This is a genomic window from Streptomyces sp. NBC_01429, assembly GCF_036231945.1.
Classification (GTDB): Bacteria; Actinomycetota; Actinomycetes; order Streptomycetales; family Streptomycetaceae; genus Streptomyces.
The window spans coordinates 5,885,921-5,907,208 of sequence record NZ_CP109599.1 but is presented as its reverse complement, the minus strand read 5'-3'; the positions used below and the strand labels follow the sequence as shown (position 1 = coordinate 5,907,208).

Annotated in this window: 20 protein-coding genes; 13 read left to right on the top strand and 7 right to left on the bottom strand. The window is 72.0% G+C overall.

Annotation, left to right across the window (positions count from 1 at the left end):
- Window positions 1-34: 34 nt before the first annotated feature.
- From aceE to OG627_RS25975, 3 genes are all read left to right on the top strand, one after another.
- Window positions 35-2,704 (top strand): pyruvate dehydrogenase (acetyl-transferring), homodimeric type, encoded by a 2,670-nt coding sequence (gene aceE / locus OG627_RS25985; protein WP_329069017.1) that lies wholly within the window; start codon window positions 35-37, stop codon window positions 2,702-2,704.
- A 126-nt stretch (window positions 2,705-2,830) separates the two neighbouring features.
- Complete coding sequence (locus OG627_RS25980; RefSeq protein WP_329069015.1) at window positions 2,831-3,796, top strand: helix-turn-helix transcriptional regulator; 966 nt, start codon at window positions 2,831-2,833, stop codon at window positions 3,794-3,796.
- Between the two features lie 86 nt (window positions 3,797-3,882).
- Window positions 3,883-4,404: a DUF4240 domain-containing protein gene (locus tag OG627_RS25975; RefSeq protein ID WP_329072987.1), complete on the top strand. Its 522-nt coding sequence runs from the start codon at window positions 3,883-3,885 to the stop codon at window positions 4,402-4,404.
- Between the two features lie 28 nt (window positions 4,405-4,432).
- Here OG627_RS25975 and OG627_RS25970 read toward each other — a convergent pair whose 3' ends face one another.
- Window positions 4,433-4,942, bottom strand: coding sequence for a GNAT family N-acetyltransferase (locus OG627_RS25970; protein ID WP_329069013.1), 510 nt, complete (start codon window positions 4,940-4,942; stop codon window positions 4,433-4,435).
- 35 nt (window positions 4,943-4,977) lie between these two features.
- On the opposite strand from OG627_RS25970, the gene OG627_RS25965 reads away from it, so the two are divergent.
- Both OG627_RS25965 and OG627_RS25960 read left to right on the top strand, forming a co-directional pair.
- Window positions 4,978-5,874, top strand: coding sequence for a TIGR01777 family oxidoreductase (locus OG627_RS25965; protein WP_329069011.1), 897 nt, complete (start codon window positions 4,978-4,980; stop codon window positions 5,872-5,874).
- A gap of 773 nt (window positions 5,875-6,647) precedes the next feature.
- Window positions 6,648-7,979 carry an NAD(P)/FAD-dependent oxidoreductase gene (locus OG627_RS25960; RefSeq protein ID WP_329069008.1) on the top strand — a complete coding sequence of 444 codons (1,332 nt, stop codon included), beginning with the start codon at window positions 6,648-6,650 and terminating at the stop codon, window positions 7,977-7,979.
- Between the two features lie 78 nt (window positions 7,980-8,057).
- Here OG627_RS25960 and OG627_RS25955 read toward each other — a convergent pair whose 3' ends face one another.
- Window positions 8,058-9,593 carry a regulator gene (locus tag OG627_RS25955; RefSeq protein WP_329069006.1) on the bottom strand — a complete coding sequence of 512 codons (1,536 nt, stop codon included), beginning with the start codon at window positions 9,591-9,593 and terminating at the stop codon, window positions 8,058-8,060.
- A gap of 282 nt (window positions 9,594-9,875) precedes the next feature.
- Between OG627_RS25955 and lipB the strand changes: the two genes are divergently transcribed.
- The 4 genes from lipB (at window position 9,876) to OG627_RS25935 (ending at window position 13,098) form a co-directional block, all read left to right on the top strand.
- Window positions 9,876-10,715, top strand: coding sequence for a lipoyl(octanoyl) transferase LipB (gene lipB, locus OG627_RS25950; protein WP_329069004.1), 840 nt, complete (start codon window positions 9,876-9,878; stop codon window positions 10,713-10,715).
- Between the two features lie 151 nt (window positions 10,716-10,866).
- Entirely contained in the window at window positions 10,867-11,832 is a 966-nt protein-coding gene (locus OG627_RS25945) for a lipoyl synthase (RefSeq protein WP_329069002.1), read from the top strand.
- Between the two features lie 362 nt (window positions 11,833-12,194).
- The gene (locus OG627_RS35575; protein ID WP_443073654.1) at window positions 12,195-12,389 is read left to right on the top strand and encodes an SCO2195 family GlnR-regulated protein; all 195 of its coding nucleotides are present in this window, start codon (window positions 12,195-12,197) and stop codon (window positions 12,387-12,389) included.
- A gap of 10 nt (window positions 12,390-12,399) precedes the next feature.
- Window positions 12,400-13,098: a DUF4191 domain-containing protein gene (locus OG627_RS25935; RefSeq protein WP_329069000.1), complete on the top strand. Its 699-nt coding sequence runs from the start codon at window positions 12,400-12,402 to the stop codon at window positions 13,096-13,098.
- A 108-nt stretch (window positions 13,099-13,206) separates the two neighbouring features.
- Here the strand turns inward: OG627_RS25935 and OG627_RS25930 are convergent, their stop codons facing one another.
- Window positions 13,207-13,674 (bottom strand): RDD family protein, encoded by a 468-nt coding sequence (locus OG627_RS25930; protein ID WP_329068998.1) that lies wholly within the window; start codon window positions 13,672-13,674, stop codon window positions 13,207-13,209.
- Between the two features lie 253 nt (window positions 13,675-13,927).
- On the opposite strand from OG627_RS25930, the gene glnA reads away from it, so the two are divergent.
- Together glnA and OG627_RS25920 are read left to right on the top strand one after the other, a co-directional pair.
- Window positions 13,928-15,337, top strand: a complete 1,410-nt coding sequence (gene glnA, locus OG627_RS25925; protein WP_329068996.1) for a type I glutamate--ammonia ligase — start codon at window positions 13,928-13,930, stop codon at window positions 15,335-15,337.
- A 246-nt stretch (window positions 15,338-15,583) separates the two neighbouring features.
- Entirely contained in the window at window positions 15,584-16,702 is a 1,119-nt protein-coding gene (locus tag OG627_RS25920; protein WP_443073539.1) for a bile acid:sodium symporter family protein, read from the top strand.
- On the opposite strand, the gene OG627_RS25915 is transcribed toward OG627_RS25920, so the two are convergent.
- A complete protein-coding gene (locus tag OG627_RS25915) occupies window positions 16,612-17,556 on the bottom strand; it encodes a nitroreductase/quinone reductase family protein (RefSeq protein WP_329068988.1) in 945 nt (314 codons plus the stop codon). The two genes, OG627_RS25920 and OG627_RS25915, sit on opposite strands and share 91 nt — an antisense overlap.
- A 444-nt stretch (window positions 17,557-18,000) precedes the next feature.
- On the opposite strand from OG627_RS25915, the gene OG627_RS25910 reads away from it, so the two are divergent.
- Window positions 18,001-18,585, top strand: a complete 585-nt coding sequence (locus OG627_RS25910) for an inorganic diphosphatase (RefSeq protein WP_329068986.1) — start codon at window positions 18,001-18,003, stop codon at window positions 18,583-18,585.
- A gap of 6 nt (window positions 18,586-18,591) precedes the next feature.
- Window positions 18,592-19,884 carry a phosphopyruvate hydratase gene (eno, locus tag OG627_RS25905; protein WP_329068984.1) on the top strand — a complete coding sequence of 431 codons (1,293 nt, stop codon included), beginning with the start codon at window positions 18,592-18,594 and terminating at the stop codon, window positions 19,882-19,884.
- Between the two features lie 139 nt (window positions 19,885-20,023).
- Here the strand turns inward: eno and crcB are convergent, their stop codons facing one another.
- The 3 genes from crcB to OG627_RS25890 are packed head-to-tail and all read right to left on the bottom strand — an operon-like array spanning window position 20,024 to window position 21,227.
- Complete coding sequence (gene crcB / locus OG627_RS25900; RefSeq protein ID WP_329068982.1) at window positions 20,024-20,398, bottom strand: fluoride efflux transporter CrcB; 375 nt, start codon at window positions 20,396-20,398, stop codon at window positions 20,024-20,026.
- Window positions 20,395-20,742 carry a DUF190 domain-containing protein gene (locus OG627_RS25895; protein ID WP_329068980.1) on the bottom strand — a complete coding sequence of 116 codons (348 nt, stop codon included), beginning with the start codon at window positions 20,740-20,742 and terminating at the stop codon, window positions 20,395-20,397. Before OG627_RS25895 ends, crcB begins: the two co-directional genes overlap by 4 nt.
- Window positions 20,739-21,227 carry a fluoride efflux transporter FluC gene (locus tag OG627_RS25890; protein ID WP_329072985.1) on the bottom strand — a complete coding sequence of 163 codons (489 nt, stop codon included), beginning with the start codon at window positions 21,225-21,227 and terminating at the stop codon, window positions 20,739-20,741. Before OG627_RS25890 ends, OG627_RS25895 begins: the two co-directional genes overlap by 4 nt.
- Between the last annotated feature and the right edge of the window lie 61 nt (window positions 21,228-21,288).

Sequence of the window (21,288 nt, the reverse complement as noted above, 5' to 3'; positions counted from 1 at the left end):
TCTCCACCCCCCTCCTGTCCGGAAGGCGGCGACCATGCCCGACCCCGTAGGCAAACTTCCGAGCGAGCTGGACCAGCTCCCGGACCGTGATGCCGAGGAGACCGCCGAGTGGGCGGCCTCGCTCGACGCCGTCACCGAGCACGCCGGCCCGCACCGCGCCGCGTACCTGATGCGGCGCACCCTCCAGCACGCAGGAACGGCCGGGGTCCCGGTACCGGCGCTGCTGGAGACGGATTACGTCAACACCATCCCCACCTCCGCCGAGCCGGCGTTCGACGGCGACCTGGAGATGGAGTCCCGGATCACCGCCTGGAACCGCTGGAACGCGGCGGCCATGGTCACCCGGGGCGCCCGCTACGGCGTCGGCGGCCACATCGCCACCTTCGCGTCGGCCGCCTGGCTGTACGAGACGGGCTTCAACCACTTCTTCCGCGGCAAGGAGGGGGACGGCTCCGGCGACCAGCTCTACATCCAGGGCCACGCCTCCCCCGGCATCTACGCCCGCGCCTTCCTCGACGGCCGGCTCACCGAGACGGACCTCGACCACTTCCGCCAGGAGTCGGGCGGCAAGGGCCTGCCCTCGTACCCGCACCCCCGGCGGCTGCCCTGGCTGTGGGAGTTCCCCACCGTCTCGATGGGTCTGGGCCCGCTCTCCGCGATCTACCAGGCGCGCTTCAACCGCTATCTGACCAACCGCTCCATCAAGGACACCTCCAACTCGCACGTCTGGGCCTTCCTCGGCGACGGCGAGATGGACGAGCCCGAGTCGACGGCGGCCCTCGCCCTCGCCTCCCGCGAGCAGCTGGACAACCTGACGTTCGTCATCAACTGCAACCTCCAGCGGCTCGACGGTCCCGTCCGCGCCAACTTCAAGATCGTGCAGGAGCTGGAGGCCCAGTTCCGCGGCGCGGGCTGGAATGTCGTCAAGTCGCTGTGGGGCTCCGCCTGGGACGAGCTGTTCGCGCTGGACACCACGGGCGCGCTGGTACGCCGGCTGCGCCAGGTGCCGGACGCCCAGTTCCAGACGTACGCGACCCGCGACGTCGCCTACATCCGTGAGCACTTCTTCGGCGTCGACCCGGCGCTGATCGAGCTCGCGAAGCTGCTGCCCGACGCCAAGATCGCCGAGTGTTTCTTCACCTCGCGCGGTGGCCACGAGGCCCGCAAGGTGTACGCGGCGTACCGCGCGGCGCTCGCCCACAAGGGCGCGCCGACCGTGATCCTCGCGCAGACGGTGAAGGGCTACACGCTCGGCGCCGGCTTCGAGTCGCGCAACGCCAACCACCAGATGAAGAAGCTCTCCGGCGAGCAGTTCCGCACCATGCGCGACCTGCTCGACCTGCCGATCCCGGACGCGAAGCTGGACGAGAGCCTGGTGCCGTACGGCCACCCGGGCGCCGACTCCCCCGAGGTGCGCTACCTCCAGGAGCGCCGCGCGGAGCTGGGCGGTCCCGCTCCGGCCCGCCGGGTGCACGCGGTGGCGCTGCCCGAACCGTCCGAGAAGCCGTTCCAGGCGGTCTACAAGGGCTCCGGCAAGCAGTCCGTGGCGACGACCATGGCCTTCGTGCGCCTGATGAAGGACCTGATGCGGGACAAGGAGACCGGCAAGCGCTGGGTCCCCATCGTCCCCGACGAGGCGCGCACCTTCGGCATGGAGGCGCTGTTCCCTTCGGCCGGCATCTACTCGCCGCTGGGCCAGACGTACGACCCGGTCGACCGCGACCAGATCATGTACTACAAGGAGGCCAAGGACGGCCAGATCCTCAACGAGGGGATCACCGAGGCCGGTTCCATGGCGGACTTCATCGCCGCCGCCACGTCGTACGCGACGCACGGCGAGACGATGATCCCGTTCTACATCTTCTACTCGATGTTCGGCTGGCAGCGCACGGGCGACCAGATGTGGCAGCTCGCCGACCAGCTCGGCAAGGGCTTCATCGTCGGCGCCACGGCGGGCCGTACGACCCTCACGGGTGAGGGCCTCCAGCACGCGGACGGCCATTCGCACCTGATCGCGTCCACCAACCCGGCGTCGCTCAACTACGACCCGGCGTTCGCGTACGAGGTCGCGGTGATCGTCAAGGACGGTCTGCGCCGGATGTACGGCCCCGAGGCCGAGAACGTCTTCTACTACCTGACGGTCTACAACGAGCCGATGCCGCAGCCCGCGATGCCCGAGGGCGTCGAGGAAGGCATCATCAAGGGCCTGTACCGCTTCAAGGAGGGCACCCCGGCCGCCGCCGACGCCCCCCGCACCCAGCTGCTGGCGTCCGGTACGGCGATCCACTGGGCCCTGGCGGCCCAGGAGCTGCTGGCCGCCGACTGGGGCGTGAGCGCCGACGTCTGGTCCGCCACCTCCTGGACGGAGCTGCGCCGGGACGCGCTGGAGGCCGACGCGGCGCTGCTGCGCGGCGAGGAGCGGGTGCCGTACGTGACGCGCGCGCTGTCCGGCGCGCCGGGCCCGGTGCTCGCGGTCAGCGACTGGATGCGCCAGGTCCCGGACCAGATCAGCCAGTGGGTCGAGCAGGACTACTCCTCGCTCGGTACGGACGGCTTCGGCCTCTCCGACACCCGCGACGCGGCGCGCCGTCACTTCGGTGTCGACGCCCAGTCGATCGTCCTCGCGGCGCTGGCGCAGCTGGCCCGCCGGGGCGAGGTCAAGCCGGAGCGGGTCGCGGAGGCACGCGAGCGCTACGGTCTCTGACCGTGCCGGGGCCCCGCGGGGGCCGTCCCACGGGTCCCTCCTGACCTTCGGACCCCACCGCGGCCCCTATACCAGCTCAGGGAGCCCCTGTCACCCAGTGACAGGGGCTCCCTGCATCATGGAGTCATGCGTGCTGCCCGGCTGATCAAAATGGTGCTTCTGCTCCAGTCCAGACCCTCCATGACCGCGGGCCAACTGGCCCGTGAACTCGACGTCTCCGAGCGGACCATCACCCGGGACGCCCAAGCTCTCTCCGAGGCCGGGGTACCGGTCTACGCCGACCGGGGCAGGACCGGCGGCTACCGGCTCGTGGGCGGCTACCGCACCCGGCTGACGGGGCTCGCGCGCGGCGAGGCCGAGGCGCTGTTCCTGTCCGGGGTGCCGGGCGCGCTGCGCGAGATGGGGCTCGACGACGTGTCGTCGGCGGCCCGGCTGAAGGTGTCGGCTGCGCTGCTGCCGTCGCTGCGCGACGCGCCGGACTCGGCGGCGCAGCGCTTCCATCTGGACGCGCCCGGCTGGTACCACGAGCCCAGGACCCCGGAGCTGCTGCCGCTGGTCGCCGAGGCCGTCTGGGCCGACCGGCTGCTCCACGCGCGCTATCCGCGCCGGGGCGCCGAGGTGGAGCGGGAGCTGGCCCCGTACGGTCTGGTCCTCAAGGCGGGCGTCTGGTACCTGTGCGCCGGTGTCGAGGAGACCTTCCGGGTCTACCGGATCGACCGGTTCACGGGCGCGGAGATCTTGCAGGAACGTTTTGCCAGAGATGAGTCCTTCGACCTCCCCGCGTTCTGGGAGGAACGGGCCACCGAGTTCGCCCGCTCGCTGCTGCGCACCCAGGTCCTCGTACGGCTCTCCCCCGAGGGCGTCCGCAGGCTGCCGCACGTCACGGACCGGGCGGCGGCGCGGGAGGCGATCGAGGCGGCGGCCGGAACGGACGGGACGGAGATGCTCACGGTGGTCCTGCCGGTGGAGTCGCTGGACGTCGCATACGAGCAGCTGCTCGCGCTGGGCCCGGAGGCCGAGGTCCTGGAACCGGCCTCGCTGCGCGCCCGTTTCGCGGCGACGGCCGACCGGATGCGGACGCTGTACGGCTGAACGGGTGGCACCGGAGCCGAACATAACGCTACGAAACGGCGGCTCCGCGTGCGCGGCCCTCCCGCAAGCAGGATGCTTGACCCGTGATGGACGAGACGGAGTTCTGGGAGATCATCGACACGACCCGCGAGGCCGCCGACGGCGACCCCGAGGACCATGCCGATCTACTGGTCGAGCGGCTGCTCCAGCTCGACCCCGACTCCGTACTGGACTTCGCGCGCCACTTCGAGTCCCGCTACAACCGCGCGTACCACTGGGACCTGTGGGGCGCTGCGGCCGTCCTGCTCGACGGCGCGAGCGACGACGCCTTCGACTACTTCCGCTGCTGGCTCATCGGGCAGGGCCGCGAGATCTTCGAGGGCGCGGTGCACGACCCGGACAGCCTCGCGGAGCTGCTGGACGACTTCGACGAACGCGTCGACGGGGACGGCGAGGAGCTGGGCTACGCGGCGGACGAGGCGTACGAGCAGCTGACGGGCGTGGTGGCCCCCGCCCTGGGCATCGCGGCGCAGCCCGCCGAGCCGACGGGCACGCCGCTGGACTTCGAGAACGAGGCGGCGCTGGCGGAGCGGTTCCCCCGGCTGTCGGAGCGCTTCGGCCCGCAGTGAGGTACCGAGGCCCCGTCCCGGCCCCCGGTCAGGAGGTCAGCGGCAGGGCCATGAGCACATCGTCCACATAGACGCCCTCCAGCAGGAACTCGCCGGGCAGGACCCCCTCGACGACGAAGCCCTCCGACGCGTACAGGCCGCGCGCGGCGGCGTTGTGCCCCAGCACCCGCAGCGTCAGCCGCCGCGCGCCCTGGTTGCGCGCGTGCAGCGCCGCGGCACGCAGCAGGGCACGCCCCACGCCCCGGCCGCGCGCCCGGTCGTGGACGACCAGGCCCTGTATCTGCCGTACGTGCGCGTTGCTGGCGAGCGGCGTGGGCCGGGTGATCCGGATGTACCCGGCGATGACGTCCTCCTGCCCGCCCGTCCCCGCCTCCGCCACCAGGAACTCCTCCACCGGATGCAGCGCGTCGAAGAAGGGCCCGAACGGCGGGGCCGGCCTGGGGGTCACCGCGTGCAGCGGCGACCAGGAGGCCCGGTCGAGCAGGTTCAGCGCGTCGTCGTCGGCGTGGGTCGCGGGGCGAATCTGCGGGACAGCCATGGCGCAACTGTGCCATGTGGCTCCGGAGAGGCAGGATGGAACCCATGAGGATCGCGGTCACCGGTTCCACCGGGCTCATCGGTACGGCACTTGTACGCTCCCTGCGCACGGACGGCCACGAGGTGATCCGCCTGGTGCGCCGCCCCGCCCGAGCGGCCGACGAGGTCACCTGGGACCCCGAACGGCAGCACATCGACGCACGCGCCCTCAACGGCACCGACGCCGTCGTCCACCTCGCCGGCGCGGGCATCGCCGGCCGGCGCTGGAGCGAGGCGTACAAGAAGGAGATCCGCGACAGCCGGGTCCTCGGCACCGCCACCCTCGCCGAGGCCATCGCCTCACTGGACGCCCCGCCCCGGGTGCTGGTCTCCGGCTCCGCGATCGGCTTCTACGGCTACACCGGAGACCGGAAGGTCGACGAGAGCGCGCCCCCCGGCGACGGGTTCCTGCCCGCCCTGTGCGTCGAGTGGGAGGAAGCCGCGCTGGCGGCCGAGGAGGCGGGCGTCCGCACGGTCTTCGCCCGCACCGGCCTGGTCGTCGCGGCCAAGGGCGGCGCCTGGGGCCGCCTCTTCCCGCTGTTCCGCGCGGGCCTCGGCGGCCGGCTCGGCGACGGCCACCAGTACTGGAGCTTCATCGCCCTCCACGACGAGGTCGCCGCGCTGCGCCACCTCATCGACACGGACGCGCTGGAGGGCCCGGTCAACCTCACGGCCCCGCACCCGGTCACCAACCGCGAGGTCACCGCCGCCATGAGCCAGGTCCTCCACCGCCCGGCCCTCTTCCCGGTCCCGGCGGCCGCGCTGCGCCTGGTCCTGGGCGACCTCGCGGAGGACGTCCTCGGCAGCCAGCGCGTCCTGCCGACGCGGCTGCTGGAATCGGGCTTCACGTTCGCGTTCCCGACGGTGGCCGAGGCGGTGCGGGCCGCCGCGTAGCGGCGGGTGCGGGCTGGGGGGTGCGTTGTTGGCTCGGCCCGGTGGTCGTGTGCGGGTGGTGGCCGGGTGTCCCTCCGGGACGGCGGGGCCGTCTTGTGACGGCGGGGTGCGGTGCGGTGTTGGCGGGGGCCGGTGGTTGCGTGCGGGTGGTGGCCGGGTGTCCCTCCGGGGGTACATCCGGGACGGCGGGGCCGTCTTGTGACGGCGGGGTGCAGTGCGGTGTTGGCGGGGGCCGGTGGTTGCGTGCGGGTGGTGGCCGGGTGTCCCTCCGGGGGTACATCCGGGACGGCATGATTTACGGCGCGTGCGGGCCGGTGATTTCCCTGCGGGTCGTGTGCGCCACAAATCACGCTTTATTGTCCCGGACGCACCCCCTGCGGGCCCCCCTTCCCCGGCCGCCACAGACGTGGGGGCCGCCCACCGGCCCGCACCCGCCCGCCCCATTCCCATCAGCGGTGCGGGGTGCTGGGCCCACCGGCGGGAGGGGGGCCGGGGGTGTCCCCCGGAAAAGCACAGCATGCCGTCCGGACATGCGCCTCCGGAGTGCCCCGGCCCCCGCACCACCAACGCACCGCGCACCCCCACCCCGCCGCACCCCGCCGCCGCCAGGCGGCCACGCACCCCCCATGCATCGGTGACCCCTCCCGCGCGCGTCCGCGACCGCCCCCTTCCCTCCCTAGTCTCGGCGTGGACTCGGGCGTTCCAGGGGCCCGGTGCGGGCATCCGCCCTCGCCCGCCGCCTCACCAGCCGCGCCAACCTCGAGGAGGGGCACGTGCTCAGCACCGGCATCACCAGCGCGCCATACGCGCACAACGCGGACGTCGTCATCATCGGAGCGGGCATCGCGGGGCTGTCCGCCGCTCATCATCTGACCAGCGCGGGCGTCACCGTCTCGGTCCTGGAGGCCGCCCCGCACGTCGGCGGCCGCATGGCCACCGACGAAGTGGACGGCTTCCGGCTCGACCGGGGCGGGCGGCTGCTCACCACCTCGTATCCGGAACTGCTGCGCACTCCGGGGCTGGAGGCCGCCGCCGTCCGGATGTTCTCGCCGGGCGTCCTCGTGCACAGTGACGGCCGCAACTACCGCACAGGCGCCGTCGGGAGCGCACGGAGCGCACTGACCGTGGCGCGCGCCCTGGCGAGCGCCCCCCGCCCCCCGCTCGGCGGGGCGCTCGACCAGGCCCGGCTGATCGCGGCCCTCGGCCGCCTCGCGGCGACGCCGACGGACCGGCTGCTGGCCCGGCCGGAACGTACCGCGCTGGAGGCCCTGTCCGCGCGGGGGCTGCCCGCGCGTACGGTCAACAGCTTCGTCCGTCCGCTGCTGTCCGCGCTGCTGTGCGACCCGGATCTGCGTACGTCGAGCCGGTGCGCGGACCTCACGCTGCGGGCGTTCGCGCGCGGCAGGCTGTGCGTCACGGCGGGCGGCGCAGCGACGCTGCCGCGGCTGCTGGCGCGGACGCTGCCGGAGGGCACGGTCCGTACGGGGGTCTGCGTGACGGACACGTCGATCAACAACGTCACGACCAAGGAGCACGGCGAGATCGGCTGCCGTTCGCTCGTCGTGGCGACCGGCGCGCGGGCCGCCGCCGAGTTGCTGCCCGGGTTGCGCGTGCCGGACTTCCACGCCGTGACGGTGCTCCACCACACCGCGCCCACCGCCCCGTTGGCGGATCCCGCGCTGCTGCTGGACGCGGACCGCGGCGGACCGGTCGCGCACACCGCCGTGATGAGCGCGGTCGATCCCTCGCGCGCGCCCGGGGGCAGGGTGCTGATCTCGTCGACGGTGCTCGGGCCGCCCGGCCCGGCCGCCGAGTTGGACCGTGCGGTGCGCGCGCATCTCGCGCGGCTGTACGGGACGCCGACGGACGAGTGGGAGCTGCTGGCGGTCCATCACGACCCGGAGGCGGTGCCCGCCATGTCGCCGCCGCACGACCTGCGCCGTCCGGTGCGGCTGCTGTCCGGGCTGTACGTGTGCGGCGACCACCGGGACACCAACACGGTCCAGGGCGCGCTGTTCTCGGGCCGCCGCGCCGCCCACGCGATCCTGCGCGACCTGGGCGTGGGACCGGCGCGGGAGCCGATGCCGCTGACGGCCGTGGCGTAACACGGGCCGTGGCGCGACCACGACTCCGGTCCCGCCCGGGGCGTCCACCTCCCCCGGACGGGACCGGCTCAACTCCGGTCAGCCGATGGCCGCGACCCGGTCGCGGTAGGTCCGTACGGCCGCCGCGTTCCGGTACGGCTCCAGCCGCCGTTCGAAGTCGCGTACGTACTCGACCGCCCGCGCCGACCGCATCTCCGTGGCCTGCTGCGCCGCCTCCGCGCCCAGCAGGCACGCCTGGTCCAGCTCGCCGAGGCCCAGCCGACCGCAGGCGAGCACGACGCGGCAGAAGAGGCGGCTGCGCGCGAACGCGGTGGCGCGCAGCCGGAGGGAGCGTTCGGCGTGCTGGACGCAGCTGCGGTACTGCTGGAGGTCGCGGTGGCAGTGCCCGAACTCGTCCGCGAGCTGCGCCTCGTCGAAGAAGCGCGCCCAGTGCGGTACGTCGTCGCCCGGCCGCGCCGCCTCCAGGGCGCGTTCGGCCCGTACGAGCGCCGATGTGCAGGCGCGCGCGTCGGTGAGCACCCCGTGGCCGCGCGCCTCCGCCGAGTGCAGCAGCGCCTGGACGACCGGGGGCGCGGACGCGCCGATGCCCTGCTGGGCGACGCGGGCCAGCTGGACGGCCTCGCGGCCGTGGCCGAGGTAGACGGCCTGGCGGCTCATGGTGATCAGGACGTACGAGCCGTACGCGCGGTCTCCGGCGGCCTGTGAGAGCCGCAGGGCCTGGACGAAGTAGCGCTGGGCGAGGCCGTGCGCGGCGATGTCGTACGAGGTCCAGCCGGCCAGCCGGGTCAGATCGGCGGCGGCGGCGAAGAGTCTGCGCCCGGTGGTCTCGCCGTACGTGCCGCGCAGCATGGGTTCGGCCTCGTGCTCCAGGTAGCGGATGAGGGCCTGCCGGGCGTGGCCGCCGCCGTACGCCTGGTCGAGGGTGCGGAAGAGGTCGCCGACCGAGCGCAGGGCGTCGATGTCGCCGGAGGTGACCTTCTGGCCGGCGGCGCGTTCGGTGCGCTGTCTGGGGACGGCGGGGAGCGCGGCAGAGAGGTGGGGCGCGGGGCCCGCCGTCCCCGCCGCGGCCGTACGGACCGCCGGGTGGCCGGGGCCCGCGCCCGCCGTCGACCGCCCCTGGGCGGGCACCCGGACGCCGGTGCGCGCTGCGGACGGTCCCGGGTGGCCGACCCGTTCGTCGGGGCGGCCGATGAGCCAGTCGCGGCTGGGCACGACCAGTCCGGCCGGAGTGAACGCGATCTTGCGCAGTTCGCTGTGGCTGCCGGAGTCCTTGCGCCACAGGCCGCCGACGATGTCGACGGCCTCCTCCGGGCTGGAGGCGAATTCGAGCCCCGCGTAGACGGGGGCGCACGCGTCGAGCCCCAGGTCCTGGGCGGAGAGCCGGCGGCCGAGCCGGCGGGTGAAGACCTCGGCGATCAGTGCGGGCGTGGTGCCGCGTGGCTGCTGCCCGCGCAGCCAGCGCGTCACCGACGTCTTGTCGTACCGCAGGTCGAGGCCGTGCTCCAGGCCGAGCTGGTCCACCCGCCGGGCGAGCCCCGCGTTGGAGAATCCGGCTTCTGAGATGAGCGAGGCGAGCTGGCGGTTGGGAATGCGCTGCGGAGGTCGGTCCGACATCAGCTGTACGGTCTCCTGCCTTCCGGGCCCGGGAGCAGCCCTCATGGAACGGCGCGAATTTAGTAGCCAGGACCGCTCCGGCCACCACCTTTGCCCAACATTCATCCGATCGTGTGAGGAGCGCTTGCGTCACTGACCCCGGTGTGACCGGACCTGTTCCGGGGTGGTCCGGGGACCGGCGGGGAGCGCCCCGGACCACCTGCCCGGCCGAACCGCCGGGGGCCGCCGTACAGTGGCGTGGGCGCCTGTGGCGCGCGGTGAAGTGGTGAGGGAGGCACGGGCGTGAGTGAGCTGCGGTACATCCACCTGGGGTTCGGCGCGGATCGCGTCGAGTACCAGGAGGCATGGCAGGAGCAGCGCCGGGTGCACGCGGCCCGCTTCGCCGACGAGATCCCGGACACCTGTCTGCTGCTGGAACACCCTCCCGTCTACACGGCGGGACGGCGCACGGTGGACAGTGAGCGCCCGCTGGACGGCACCCCGGTCGTGGATGTGGACCGGGGCGGGAAGATCACCTGGCACGGCCCCGGCCAGCTGGTGGGCTACCCGATCCTCAAGCTGCCGCGTCCCGTCGATGTCGTCGCGCATGTGCGCCGTCTCGAAGAGGCCATGATCCGTACGGTCGCGGACTTCGGTCTTCGGACCACCCGGGTCGAGGGCCGCAGCGGGGTGTGGGTGCTCGGTGACCCGGTGGCGGATCGCCCCGCGGTGGGCGGCCTGACCCTGGACTTCGATCCCCGGGTGGCGGACGAGGAGTTCGACCCGCGGCTGAACGGGCCGGAGTACGCCCCCTCCAACGCCGGCCAGCGCCGCGAGGACCGCAAGCTCGCCCAGATCGGTATCCGGGTGGCGAAGGGTGTGACGATGCACGGCTTCGCCATGAACGTGAACCCGGACAACACCTGGTTCGACCGGATCGTGCCGTGCGGGATCCGGGACGCGGGCGTGACGTCGCTCTCGTACGAGCTGGGCCGTGAGGTGACGGTCGAGGAGGTCGTTCCCGTACTGGAGAAACATCTGCGGGACGTGCTGGAGGGGGCCGATCCGAAACCGCGCGAGATCGTCCGCGAGGGCGCTCAGGAGGAGAAGTCCGCGCGCGAACCGGAGCGCGCGGGAGCGTAGCCCCCGAAGCCCCCGCCCCCCGGCGCCACCGCCCGGGGGAATGCGCCCCCTTGGCCACGGGTTGGCCAGACGTAATGCCACGCAAATAACGGGCGTAACCTGGTGTTCGCCGAAGAATCGAATGCCGCGCCAGCAGAGAGAGGTGCCGGACGTGTCCGCTGTCGCACCCGACGGACGCAAGATGCTGCGCCTGGAGGTCCGGAACAGCCAGACCCCCATCGAGCGCAAGCCCGAGTGGATCAAGACCCGGGCGAAAATGGGCCCCGAGTACCAGCAGCTCCAGAAACTCGTGAAGAGCGAGGGACTGCACACGGTCTGCCAGGAGGCCGGCTGTCCCAACATCTTCGAGTGCTGGGAGGACCGCGAGGCGACCTTCCTCATCGGCGGTGAGCAGTGCACCCGGCGCTGCGACTTCTGCCTGATCGACACCGGGAAGCCGGAGGCGCTGGACCTCGACGAGCCGCGCCGCGTGGGTGAGTCCGTCGTCACGATGGACCTGAACTACGCCACGATCACCGGTGTCGCGCGGGACGACCTGGAGGACGGCGGCGCCTGGCTGTACGCGGAGACCGTGCGCCAGATCCACGGCCTGACGGCGGACCGCGAGAGCGGCCACACCAAGGTCGAGCTGCTCATCCCCGACTTCAACGCGGTGCCCGAGCAGCTGGCCGAGGTCTTCTCGTCCCGCCCTGAGGTGCTCGCGCACAACGTCGAGACGGTGCCGCGCATCTTCAAGCGGATCCGTCCCGGGTTCCGGTTCGAGCGCTCCCTCGAAGTGATCACGCGCGCCCGCGAGGCGGGGCTGATCACCAAGTCCAACCTGATCCTGGGCATGGGCGAGGAGCGCGCCGAGGTCAGTGACGCGCTGCGGCAGCTGCACGACGCCGGGTGCGAACTGATCACGATCACGCAGTATCTGCGTCCGTCGCCCCGGCACCACCCGGTCGAGCGCTGGGTGAAGCCGCAGGAGTTCGTGGAGCTGAAGGACGAGGCCGACCAGATCGGCTACTCGGGCGTCATGTCGGGTCCGCTGGTGCGTTCCTCGTACCGCGCGGGCCGGCTGTACCAGCAGGCGAACGAGCGGCGCGGCGCGGCGGTGGCCGGCCAGGCCGTGTGAATCGGAACACAAGCGATTACCCGCCAGTAACTCATGGCGCGACGCGGCCCGTACGCTTCCCCGCAGGCAGGGGCGGTGGCACGGGCCGCGTCGGCGTTCGGAGGGCCGCGTCCGTACCCGCGTCAGGGTTTCATGCGCGTTTGACCGCTCGGTCACGCCCTGGTAACACCAGTGAGTGACGCTGGATTCACGCACCGCGCACACGCGCTCAACGCCTTCACCTCTGCGAGGGGACCGCCACCATGCAGGTCGCGCCGGTACGACCCGTACACCACACCGCGGACGCCGCCGCGCGCCGCACCGCGGGCGTCCCCGCCGAGGGCTCCGTCGCCCAGGCCGCGGCGGCCGCCTCGCGCACCGCCCTGGCCCTGCCCCCGCTCCCCTCCCTCTCCGGCGCGCTGCGCGCGATGGAGACCCTCCTCCTCGCCGGCGGCCAGCGCACGGCGCGCCGCAACGCCTGGACGGCCGTGCTGGAGGACCGCAGCCGGGCCAAGGACCGGGTCGAGACACAGCACGTACTGGAGGCGGTGTCGGACGCCACTTCCCACGCCACGTAAACTTCTGGGTATGGCGAGGAAGGAAAACGCAGACACTGCTGCGAACACGGGGCGACTGAAGCAGATCGCCCTCACCTACAAGATGACCCGGAAAGCCGACTCGAAAGTCGGACTTATCCTCGCGGGTGTGGGAATCGTCACCTTCGGTGTCTTCCTCGCGATCGGTTTCTTGATCAACCACCCCATCTATCTGGGCATCCTCGGGTTCATCCTGGCGTTCCTCGCGATGGCGATCGTCTTCGGCCGCAGGGCCGAGCGCGCGGCCTTCGGTCAGATGGAGGGCCAGCCGGGCGCCGCGGCGGCTGTTCTGGAGAACGTGGGCCGTGGCTGGACCACGACGCCCGCGGTCGCGATGAACCGCAGCCAGGACGTCGTCCACCGGGCGGTCGGCAAGGCGGGCATCGTGCTGGTCGGCGAGGGCAACCCGAACCGGGTGAAGGGCCTGCTCGCCGCCGAGAAGAAGCGGATGGCGCGCATCGTCGTCGATGTGCCGGTGCACGACATCATCGTCGGTGACGGCGAGGGCCAGGTGCCGCTGAAGAAGGTCCGTACGACCATGCTCAAGCTCCCGCGCGTCCTGGCGGGACCGCAGGTCACGGCGGCCAACGACCGGCTGCGCGCGATGGGCGACCTGATGAGCAACATGCCGCTGCCGAAGGGGCCGATGCCCAAGGGCATGCGGATGCCGCGCGGCGGAAAGGCGCGCTGACCTTCACACGTACGCGTATGTGACAAGAGGGTGGCCCGGAACGCGAGTTCCGGGCCACCCTCTCCTACGTTCCGCCTGCCTTCCGCCTGCCTTCCGCGGACGCGGATGTCAGATCCGCACCTGCACGGCACGGGCGAGGCGGTCGTGCAGACCGCGTCCGTCGCGGTCCCAGACCAGCGCCGGGATGGCCAGGCAGAGCAGTACGGTACGGATGAGCACGCGGACCGGTCCGATCCGCTCGCCGTTCTCCGCGACGACCCGCAGGCCGAAGAGGCGCTTTCCGGGGGTGAAGCCGACCGTCCCGACGGTGAGCAGGCTGAGGACGAGCAGGACGGCGAGCGCCCAGTTCCCCGACGCCTGCCAGTCACCGCCGGAGAGCAGTCCGTATGCGATCAGCATGCAGAGCGCCCAGTCCACGAACAGGGCGCCGAAGCGCCGGCCGAGCGGGGCGATGGAGCCGGGCCCGTGCTCCGGCAGACCGAGCCGTTCACCCCGGTAGCCGAAGTCGACGCCCATCTGTTCGGCCGCCGCGCGCGGTCCGGAGAGCCACGATCCGATTGCTTGCCTGTTATCCACCCGTCCACGGTACTGCGGCGGTGTTCGGGCACCCGGAACGGGGTTGGCGGGAGGCATGGGGACGGGGTACGGGGGTAGCGGAGCGGAGCCGTCGTACGCCCGGCGCACGCCCAGGCTGGTTAACTTCGGCGAAACAAATGGGTCATGCTGGAGAAATCCCGGAAACCTATGGTCGGGTCCAGCGTGTGCCACCGCACTGGCCGCACGACCGATAACCCCCGCCCCTCCCCGGGACGGGAGGAGGAGGAGCTGGATGTTCCAGAACGCCGACGAGGCCAAGAAGTTCATCGCGGACGAGGACGTGAAGTTCGTCGACGTCCGGTTCTGCGACCTGCCTGGCGTGATGCAGCACTTCACGATCCCGGCGAAGGCGTTCGACCCGAACGAGGAGCTGGCCTTCGACGGCTCCTCGATCCGCGGCTTCCAGGCGATCCACGAGTCGGACATGGCGCTGCGCGCGGACCTGTCGACGGCCCGGGTGGACCCCTTCCGCCGCGACAAGACCGTGAACATCAACTTCTTCATCCACGACCCGATCACGGGCGAGCAGTACAGCCGCGACCCGCGCAACATCGCCAAGAAGGCGGAGGCGTACCTCGCCTCCACCGGCATCGCGGACACCGCGTACTTCGGCCCGGAGGCCGAGTTCTACGTCTTCGACAGCGTGCGCTTCAACACCACCGCCAACGAGGGCTTCTACCACATCGACTCCGAGGCCGGCGCCTGGAACACCGGCGCGGTCGAGGACAACCGCGGCTACAAGGTCCGCTACAAGGGCGGCTACTTCCCCGCCCCGCCGGTCGACCACTTCGCCGACCTGCGCGCCGAGATCTCCCTGGAGCTGGAGGCGTCCGGCCTCCAGGTCGAGCGCCAGCACCACGAGGTGGGCACCGCCGGCCAGGCCGAGATCAACTACAAGTTCAACACGCTGCTCGCCGCGGCCGACGACCTGATGCTCTTCAAGTACATCGTGAAGAACGTCGCCTGGCGCAACGGCAAGACCGCGACCTTCATGCCCAAGCCGATCTTCGGTGACAACGGCTCCGGCATGCACGTCCACCAGTCCCTGTGGCAGGGCGGCACGCCGCTCTTCTACGACGAGCAGGGCTACGCGGGCCTCTCGGACATGGCCCGCTACTACATCGGCGGCATCCTCAAGCACGCCCCGTCGCTGCTGGCCTTCACCAACCCGACGGTCAACTCGTACCACCGCCTGGTCCCCGGCTTCGAGGCCCCGGTCAACATGGTCTACTCGCAGCGCAACCGCTCCGCCGCGATGCGCATCCCGATCACGGGCTCGAACCCGAAGGCCAAGCGCGTCGAGTTCCGCGCCCCGGACCCGTCCTCCAACCCGTACCTGGCCTTCTCGGCCCTCCTCCTCGCGGGCCTCGACGGCGTCAAGAACAAGATCGAGCCGGCCGAGCCGATCGACAAGGACCTCTACGAGCTGGCTCCCGAGGAGCACGCGGGCGTCCCCCAGGTCCCGACCTCCCTCCCGGCCGTCCTGGACGCGCTGGAGGCGGACAACGAGTACCTCCAGGCGGGCGGCGTCTTCACCTCGGACCTGATCGAGACCTGGATCGACTACAAGCGCACCAAGGAAATCGCCCCCATCCAGCTGCGCCCGCACCCGCACGAGTTCGAGCTGTACTTCGACATCTAAGCCGAACCACCGCTGACCCGCGCAAACGCCTTCCAGGCTGGCGCCCGGGTCGCAACGGGGCGCTGCCCCGAGATGTCCGCTCGTGAGTCGAGGCCGTCGACCGCCGCCGTCATGGCGCGGTCGACGGCCTTCTTCGTCGAGCGCTCTCCGTGTTCCTGGGCCCCCGTGGCGCGGTGTTTGTGCGACTCCGTGGCCATATGCCGAGACGGTGTTGCGGAGCGCGGCCGTGAGGCGTTGCATCGCGCCGTGCGATCAGAAAACGAATGCGAACGCGAAGACGAACACGAGTCCCCCGCCGGGCGTGACGCCGCCGATCGGGCGGCCCGGCGGGCTGTGACCGTGTTTCCGGTGCTGGTGCTGGTCGCGGGGGCGCTCGGGCTGGTGTTGCCCGGGGCGTTCGCGGAGTGGAAGACGTCCGTGCCGTACCTGTTGGGCGTCGTCATGTTCTGCATGGGGCTGACGATGACGCCGAAGGACTTCCAGGGGGTCGCCAGGCGGCCCTGGGCGGTGGGGCTCGGGCTGGTGGCGCACTACGTGATCATGCCGGGGCTGGGCTGGCTGATCGCGAACGGGCTCGGGCTGCCGCCGCAGTTGGCGGCGGGGGTGATCCTGGTCGGGTGTGCGCCGAGTGGTACCTCGTCCAATGTGGTCACCTATCTGGCGCGGGGCGATGTGGCGCTGTCCGTGTCGGTGGCCACGGTGTCGACGGTGCTCGCGCCTCTCGTGACACCGCCGTTGACACTGCTGCTGGCGGGTGAGTTCCTGCCGGTCGACGCGGGGGCCATGGTCACCGACATCCTGAAGACCGTGCTGCTCCCGGTCCTCGCGGGGCTGGCGCTGCGGCTGCTGGCGGGGCGGTACGTGGACCGGGCGCTGGGGGCGCTGCCGTGGCTTTCGGCGGTGACGATCGCCGTGATCGTCGCCGTGGTGGTGGCGGGGAGTGCGGCGGCGATCAAGTCGGCGGCTCTGCTGGTGTTCGTCGCGGTGGTGCTGCACAACGGTCTCGGGCTGGCACTCGGCTACGGCGCCGGGAAGCTGGCCCGGCTCGGGCCGCCCGCGAGCCGCGCCATGGCGTTCGAGGTCGGCATGCAGAACTCGGGGCTCGCCGCCTCGCTGGCCACCGCGCACTTCAGCCCGCTGGCCGCGCTGCCCGCCGCGGTGTTCTCGGTGTGGCACAACGTGTCGGGCGCCCTGGTGGCCGCCTGGATGGCGTACCGGGCGCGGAGGGCCGACGAGGTCGGCCGGCCCTCCGCCGGGCTTCCCCGGCAGTCACCTCACGGCGACGGCGGCGCCGCGGATACGTCAGGTGCCGTCGGCGGGAACGGGACCTCCGCCAGTACGGGGAGCAGTGACTCCTCCTCGTAGTCGAGATGCGCCTCCAACTCGCCGGTGATCCGGTCCAGTTCGGTACGGAATCGGTCCGGGTCAGCGGTGCCTATGTCGGCCAGCAGGGCGGTCAGTTCGTCCTTGATCCGCGCGATCGTACGGTGTTCCTCCCCGAGCCGGTCGAGCGTGTCGCGCAGCCGGGGGTGGTGGTGCGCGAGGGCGGGGAAGATGTGCGCGTCCTCGCCGGTGTGATGGAACGTCAGGGCGTCGCAGAAGGCGAGGCAGTGCTGCCGGATCCGCATGCCCAGCCCCGGCGCGGGCGGTTCCCCGGGTCCCTGGTGGGCGGCCCGCGCCGCGAGATGGGCATCGGCCTCGGAGCGTACGTACCGCAGCTGCGCGCGCAGCCAGGTGTGCGTCTCCAGCAGTTTGTCCGCGAGCGTGGTGATCTCCCGAGGAACCGCAGCGGGGACTCCGGGCTCCTCGTACCGCGGGCGTTCCAGCACCACGACGGGCAGCAGTCTGGACGTTCCGGCCTGGTAGTCGCCGTATCCGGGCGCGACGCGGACGACCCGCTCCATCAGCCGGTCGCGCCGCGCGCCCTCGGCGGGGACGGCGACGGCCTCGTAGCGCTCGGTGCCGATCTCCACCGTGACCACGGGATGGGCCAGCAGGTTGTGGTACCAGGCGGGGTGATGGCGCGCGCCTCCCGCCGACGCGACGAGCAGCAGCCGCTCGCCGTCGCGGACGTAGCCGAGCGGCACGGTGTGCCGGGCGCCCGACCGGGCGCCGGTGGTGGTCAGCAGGAGGAGGTCACCGCCCTCGAAGGGGCCGCCGACCTTTCCCTCGTTGGCGCGGAACTCCTCGATGACGGTCTGGTTGAAGGACATGGGCATGCGGTGTGGGCTCTCCGTAAGAAGTGAGTGCGGCTGTCCTCGGTGACGGCGCCGGAACACTGCCTGGCGCGGCCCGGCACGGCGAAGCGCGGCCCGGCACGGCGAGGCGCGGCACGGTGCGTCAAGGACGGGGATGACCTGCGGGACGGCGCTCGGAGCGCGGCCCTTGAGGCGCGCGGTGCGCCCGGTGGCTCGGATCAGTCGCGAGGCGCGGAGTGTGAACTCATGGCGTGGTCCCTCGGTGAAGGTGCTCGCCCGACCGCCGGCCGGCCCACTGCTCTTTGGCCGGTGTCACGCGACACGCGCACCATTACAGCCGCCCCTCGGACCGCGTGTCAACGCGGCCGGCGGGCGCGCGGGGCGCCGTGCCGGTGCGCCCGAATGCGCCGTGAGCTGCGGGCCGCCGCGATGCGTGGTCGGATTCCTGGTGTGGAGGCGATTGTCATGGCATCCGATCCGACCGCGTTCGACGTCACCGTGGAGATCCCGCAGGGGTCGCGCAACAAGTACGAGATGGATCACGCCGCCGGGCGCATCCGGCTCGACCGGACCCTGTTCACCGCCACCCGTTATCCGGCCGACTACGGCTACATCGACGGCACCCTGGGCCGGGACGGTGATCCGCTGGACGCGCTGGTGCTGGTGGGCGAGCGGACGTTTCCCGGCTGTGTGATCCGCTGCCGGGCCCTCGGCATGTTCATGATGCGCGACGAGAAGGGGCCGGACGAGAAGGTCCTGTGCGTACCGTCCGACGATCCCCGGCACGCCATGCTCCAGGAGATCACCGATGTCTCCGACTTCGATCTGCTGGAGATCACCCACTTCTTCCAGGTCTACAAGGACCTGGAGCCCGGCAAATCGGTCGAGGGCTCCCACTGGGAGGGGCGCGAACAGGCGTACGCGGAGATCGAGGCGTCCCGGGCGCGCGCGGTGGCGCACCCCGGCGCCGTAGCGCACCCCGGGGCGGTTGCGCACCCCGGCGCGGTGTACTCCAGCGGCACGCCGGTCCGCCCCGGCGCGGGCGGCTGACGCCCCGTGCTCCGTATCGCGCGCCTCCACGCCGTCGAGATCCTCGACTCCCGGGCCAGGCCCACCCTCGCCGTCACCCTGGAGACCGACAGCGGACTGCGCGTACGGGCCGGGGTCCCCTCCGGGGCGTCCACCGGCTCCCGGGAGGCCGTCGAACTGCGCGACGGGGACGAGGAGCGCTACGGCGGTCAGGGCGTACGGCGGGCGGTCGCCCGGGTCAACGGCGAGATCGCGCAGGCACTGACCGGGCAGCGCTTCGCCTCGCTCGAAGAGGTGGACGCCACGCTGATCGACCTCGACGGCACCCCGGACAAGTCCCGGCTGGGCGCGAACGCGATCATCGGTGTCTCGCTCGCCGCGGCCCGTACGGAAGCGGCGCAGTACGACCGCGAGCTGTGGCAGCACATCGCCGCCCTCGCGGGCGCGCCGCCGCTGCTGCCGGTGCCGCACTTCAACGTCGTCAACGGCGGTGTGCACGCCTCCAACAACCTGGACTTCCAGGAGTTCATGATCGCTCCGCTCGGCGCCGCCGGTCTCCCGGACGCCGTGCGCGCCGGGGCCGAGATCTACGCCCGGCTGAAGGCCCGGCTCGCCGCCGGGGGGTACACCGTCGGGCTGGGCGACGAGGGCGGTTTCGCGCCCGCGCTCGACCGGCCGGAGGATGTGCTGCGGGAGCTGGTCGCCGCCATCGCGGACGCCGGATACACCCCCGGCCGCGACGGCGTGGCCATCGCGCTGGACCCGGCGGCGAGTGAACTGCGTACGGAGGACGGCCGTTACCGCGTCGCGGGCGAGGAGCTGACCTCCGACCAGCTCATCGACCGGTACGAGGAGATCGTCGACCGTTTTCCCGTCTGGTCCATCGAGGACGGTCTCGGCGAGGACGACTGGGACGGCTGGGAACGGCTGACCGCGCGGCTGGGCGACCGGGTGCAGCTGATGGGTGACGACCTGTTCGTCACCCATCCGGCGGTCATCGCCGAGGCGATCGGCCGGAACGTCGGGAACTCCGCGCTGATCAAGGTCAACCAGATCGGCACCGTCACGGAGACCATGGCCGCCATCGGGGTCTGCCGGGGGGCCGGTTACACGCAGATGGTCTCCCACCGCTCCGGCGAGACCACGGACAGCTTCATCGCCGACCTGGCCGTCGGCGCGGGCTGCGGACAGCTCAAGTCGGGCGCCCCGGCGCGCGGGGAGCGCGTCGCCAAGTACAACCGGCTGCTGGAGATCGCCGACGCCCGGCCCGATCTGCCCTTCGGCCTCACCGCGCCCGCCGACGAGGCCCCGGGCCGCTGAACCGTGGCCGGGCCGGGGCCGATCGGCCTGGCCGGGCCCGGTCACGGAGGTGCGGGGTGCGGGGGTGCGGGGGTGCGGGGCTGCCGGTGCCTCCGTACGTCCGTACCTACGTGCCTACGTACCTGCGTACCTACGCCGGTTACGGCCACACCGCCCCCGCCATCGCCACCCCCGCGTACACCGCGCCGAGACCCGCCGCCACGCTCGCCGCCACATTGGCCAGGGCGTAGAACCCGGCGCCGTCCTCGGCCAGCCGCAGCGTCTCGTAGCTGAACGTCGAGTACGTCGTCAGCGCCCCGCAGAGCCCCACCCCGAGCAGCAACTGCGTACGGGACGACGCGGCCCCCGCCGTGACCGCGCCGGTGACCAGGCCGAGGACCAGACAGCCCGCCACATTGACCACGAGCGTCCCCCACGGGAAGACCGAGTCGTGTCTGCGCTGGACGGACCGGTCGGTGAGGTAGCGCAGCGGGGCGCCGACCGTCGCGCCGATGATCACCAGGAGCCAGTTCATCCGGCCTCCCCCCGACCCGCGTAGCGGATGACCTCGCAGTCGTCCAGGATCACCAGCCCCTCGGTGACCAGCTCGTCCAGTTGCGGCAGGAACGCCCGTACCTTCTCCTCGGTGTCCACGATCACCACCGCCACCGGCAGGTCCTCGCTCAGCGACAGCAGTCGCTGGGTGTGGATCAGCGAGGACGCCCCGAACCCCTCGATCCCCTGGAACACACTGGCGCCCGCGAGGCCCGCCCCGTGCGCGCGGTGCACGATCTCGGTGTAGAGGGGCCGGTGATGCCACAGATCGGCCTCCCCGACGAAGATCGTCACGCGCAGCGCGGTACCTGTCAGCCTGGTCATGTCTGCCTCCACGTCAGTACGCGGCGTGTCAGCCACACCGCACTCCACACCGCGCCGAACGCCGCGATCAGGGTCAGTCCCAGATAGGCCGGCCCGGTGCGCGCCCGGCCGTCGGCCACCAGCCGCTGGATGTCCACGGCGTAGGTGGAGAAAGTGGTGAACCCGCCCAGGACGCCGGTGCCGAAGAACGGCCGTACCAGCGGGTGCGCCCGCCACAGGTCGGTGATCACCACCATGAACACGCCGATCACCGCGCAGCCGACCGCGTTGACGATCAGCGTCGTCCAGGGAAAGGCGCCCGGGGCGGTGGGCCATATGAGGGACGAGCCGTAGCGCGCCGAGGCGCCGATCGCGCCGCCCAGCGCCACGACGGCGACCGGACGCCACTGCTCACGCACCCGTTCGCGCAGCGGCCGGTGTCGGGGGTGTGCCGGTCGCGGGCGTCCCACGGATCGGGAGCGTCCTACTGGCCGGGAGCGTCCCATGGGCATACGTCTCTCCTACTCGCAGGTGCGCCGGGGATCCGGGCACGCTTCCTCGCAAGTA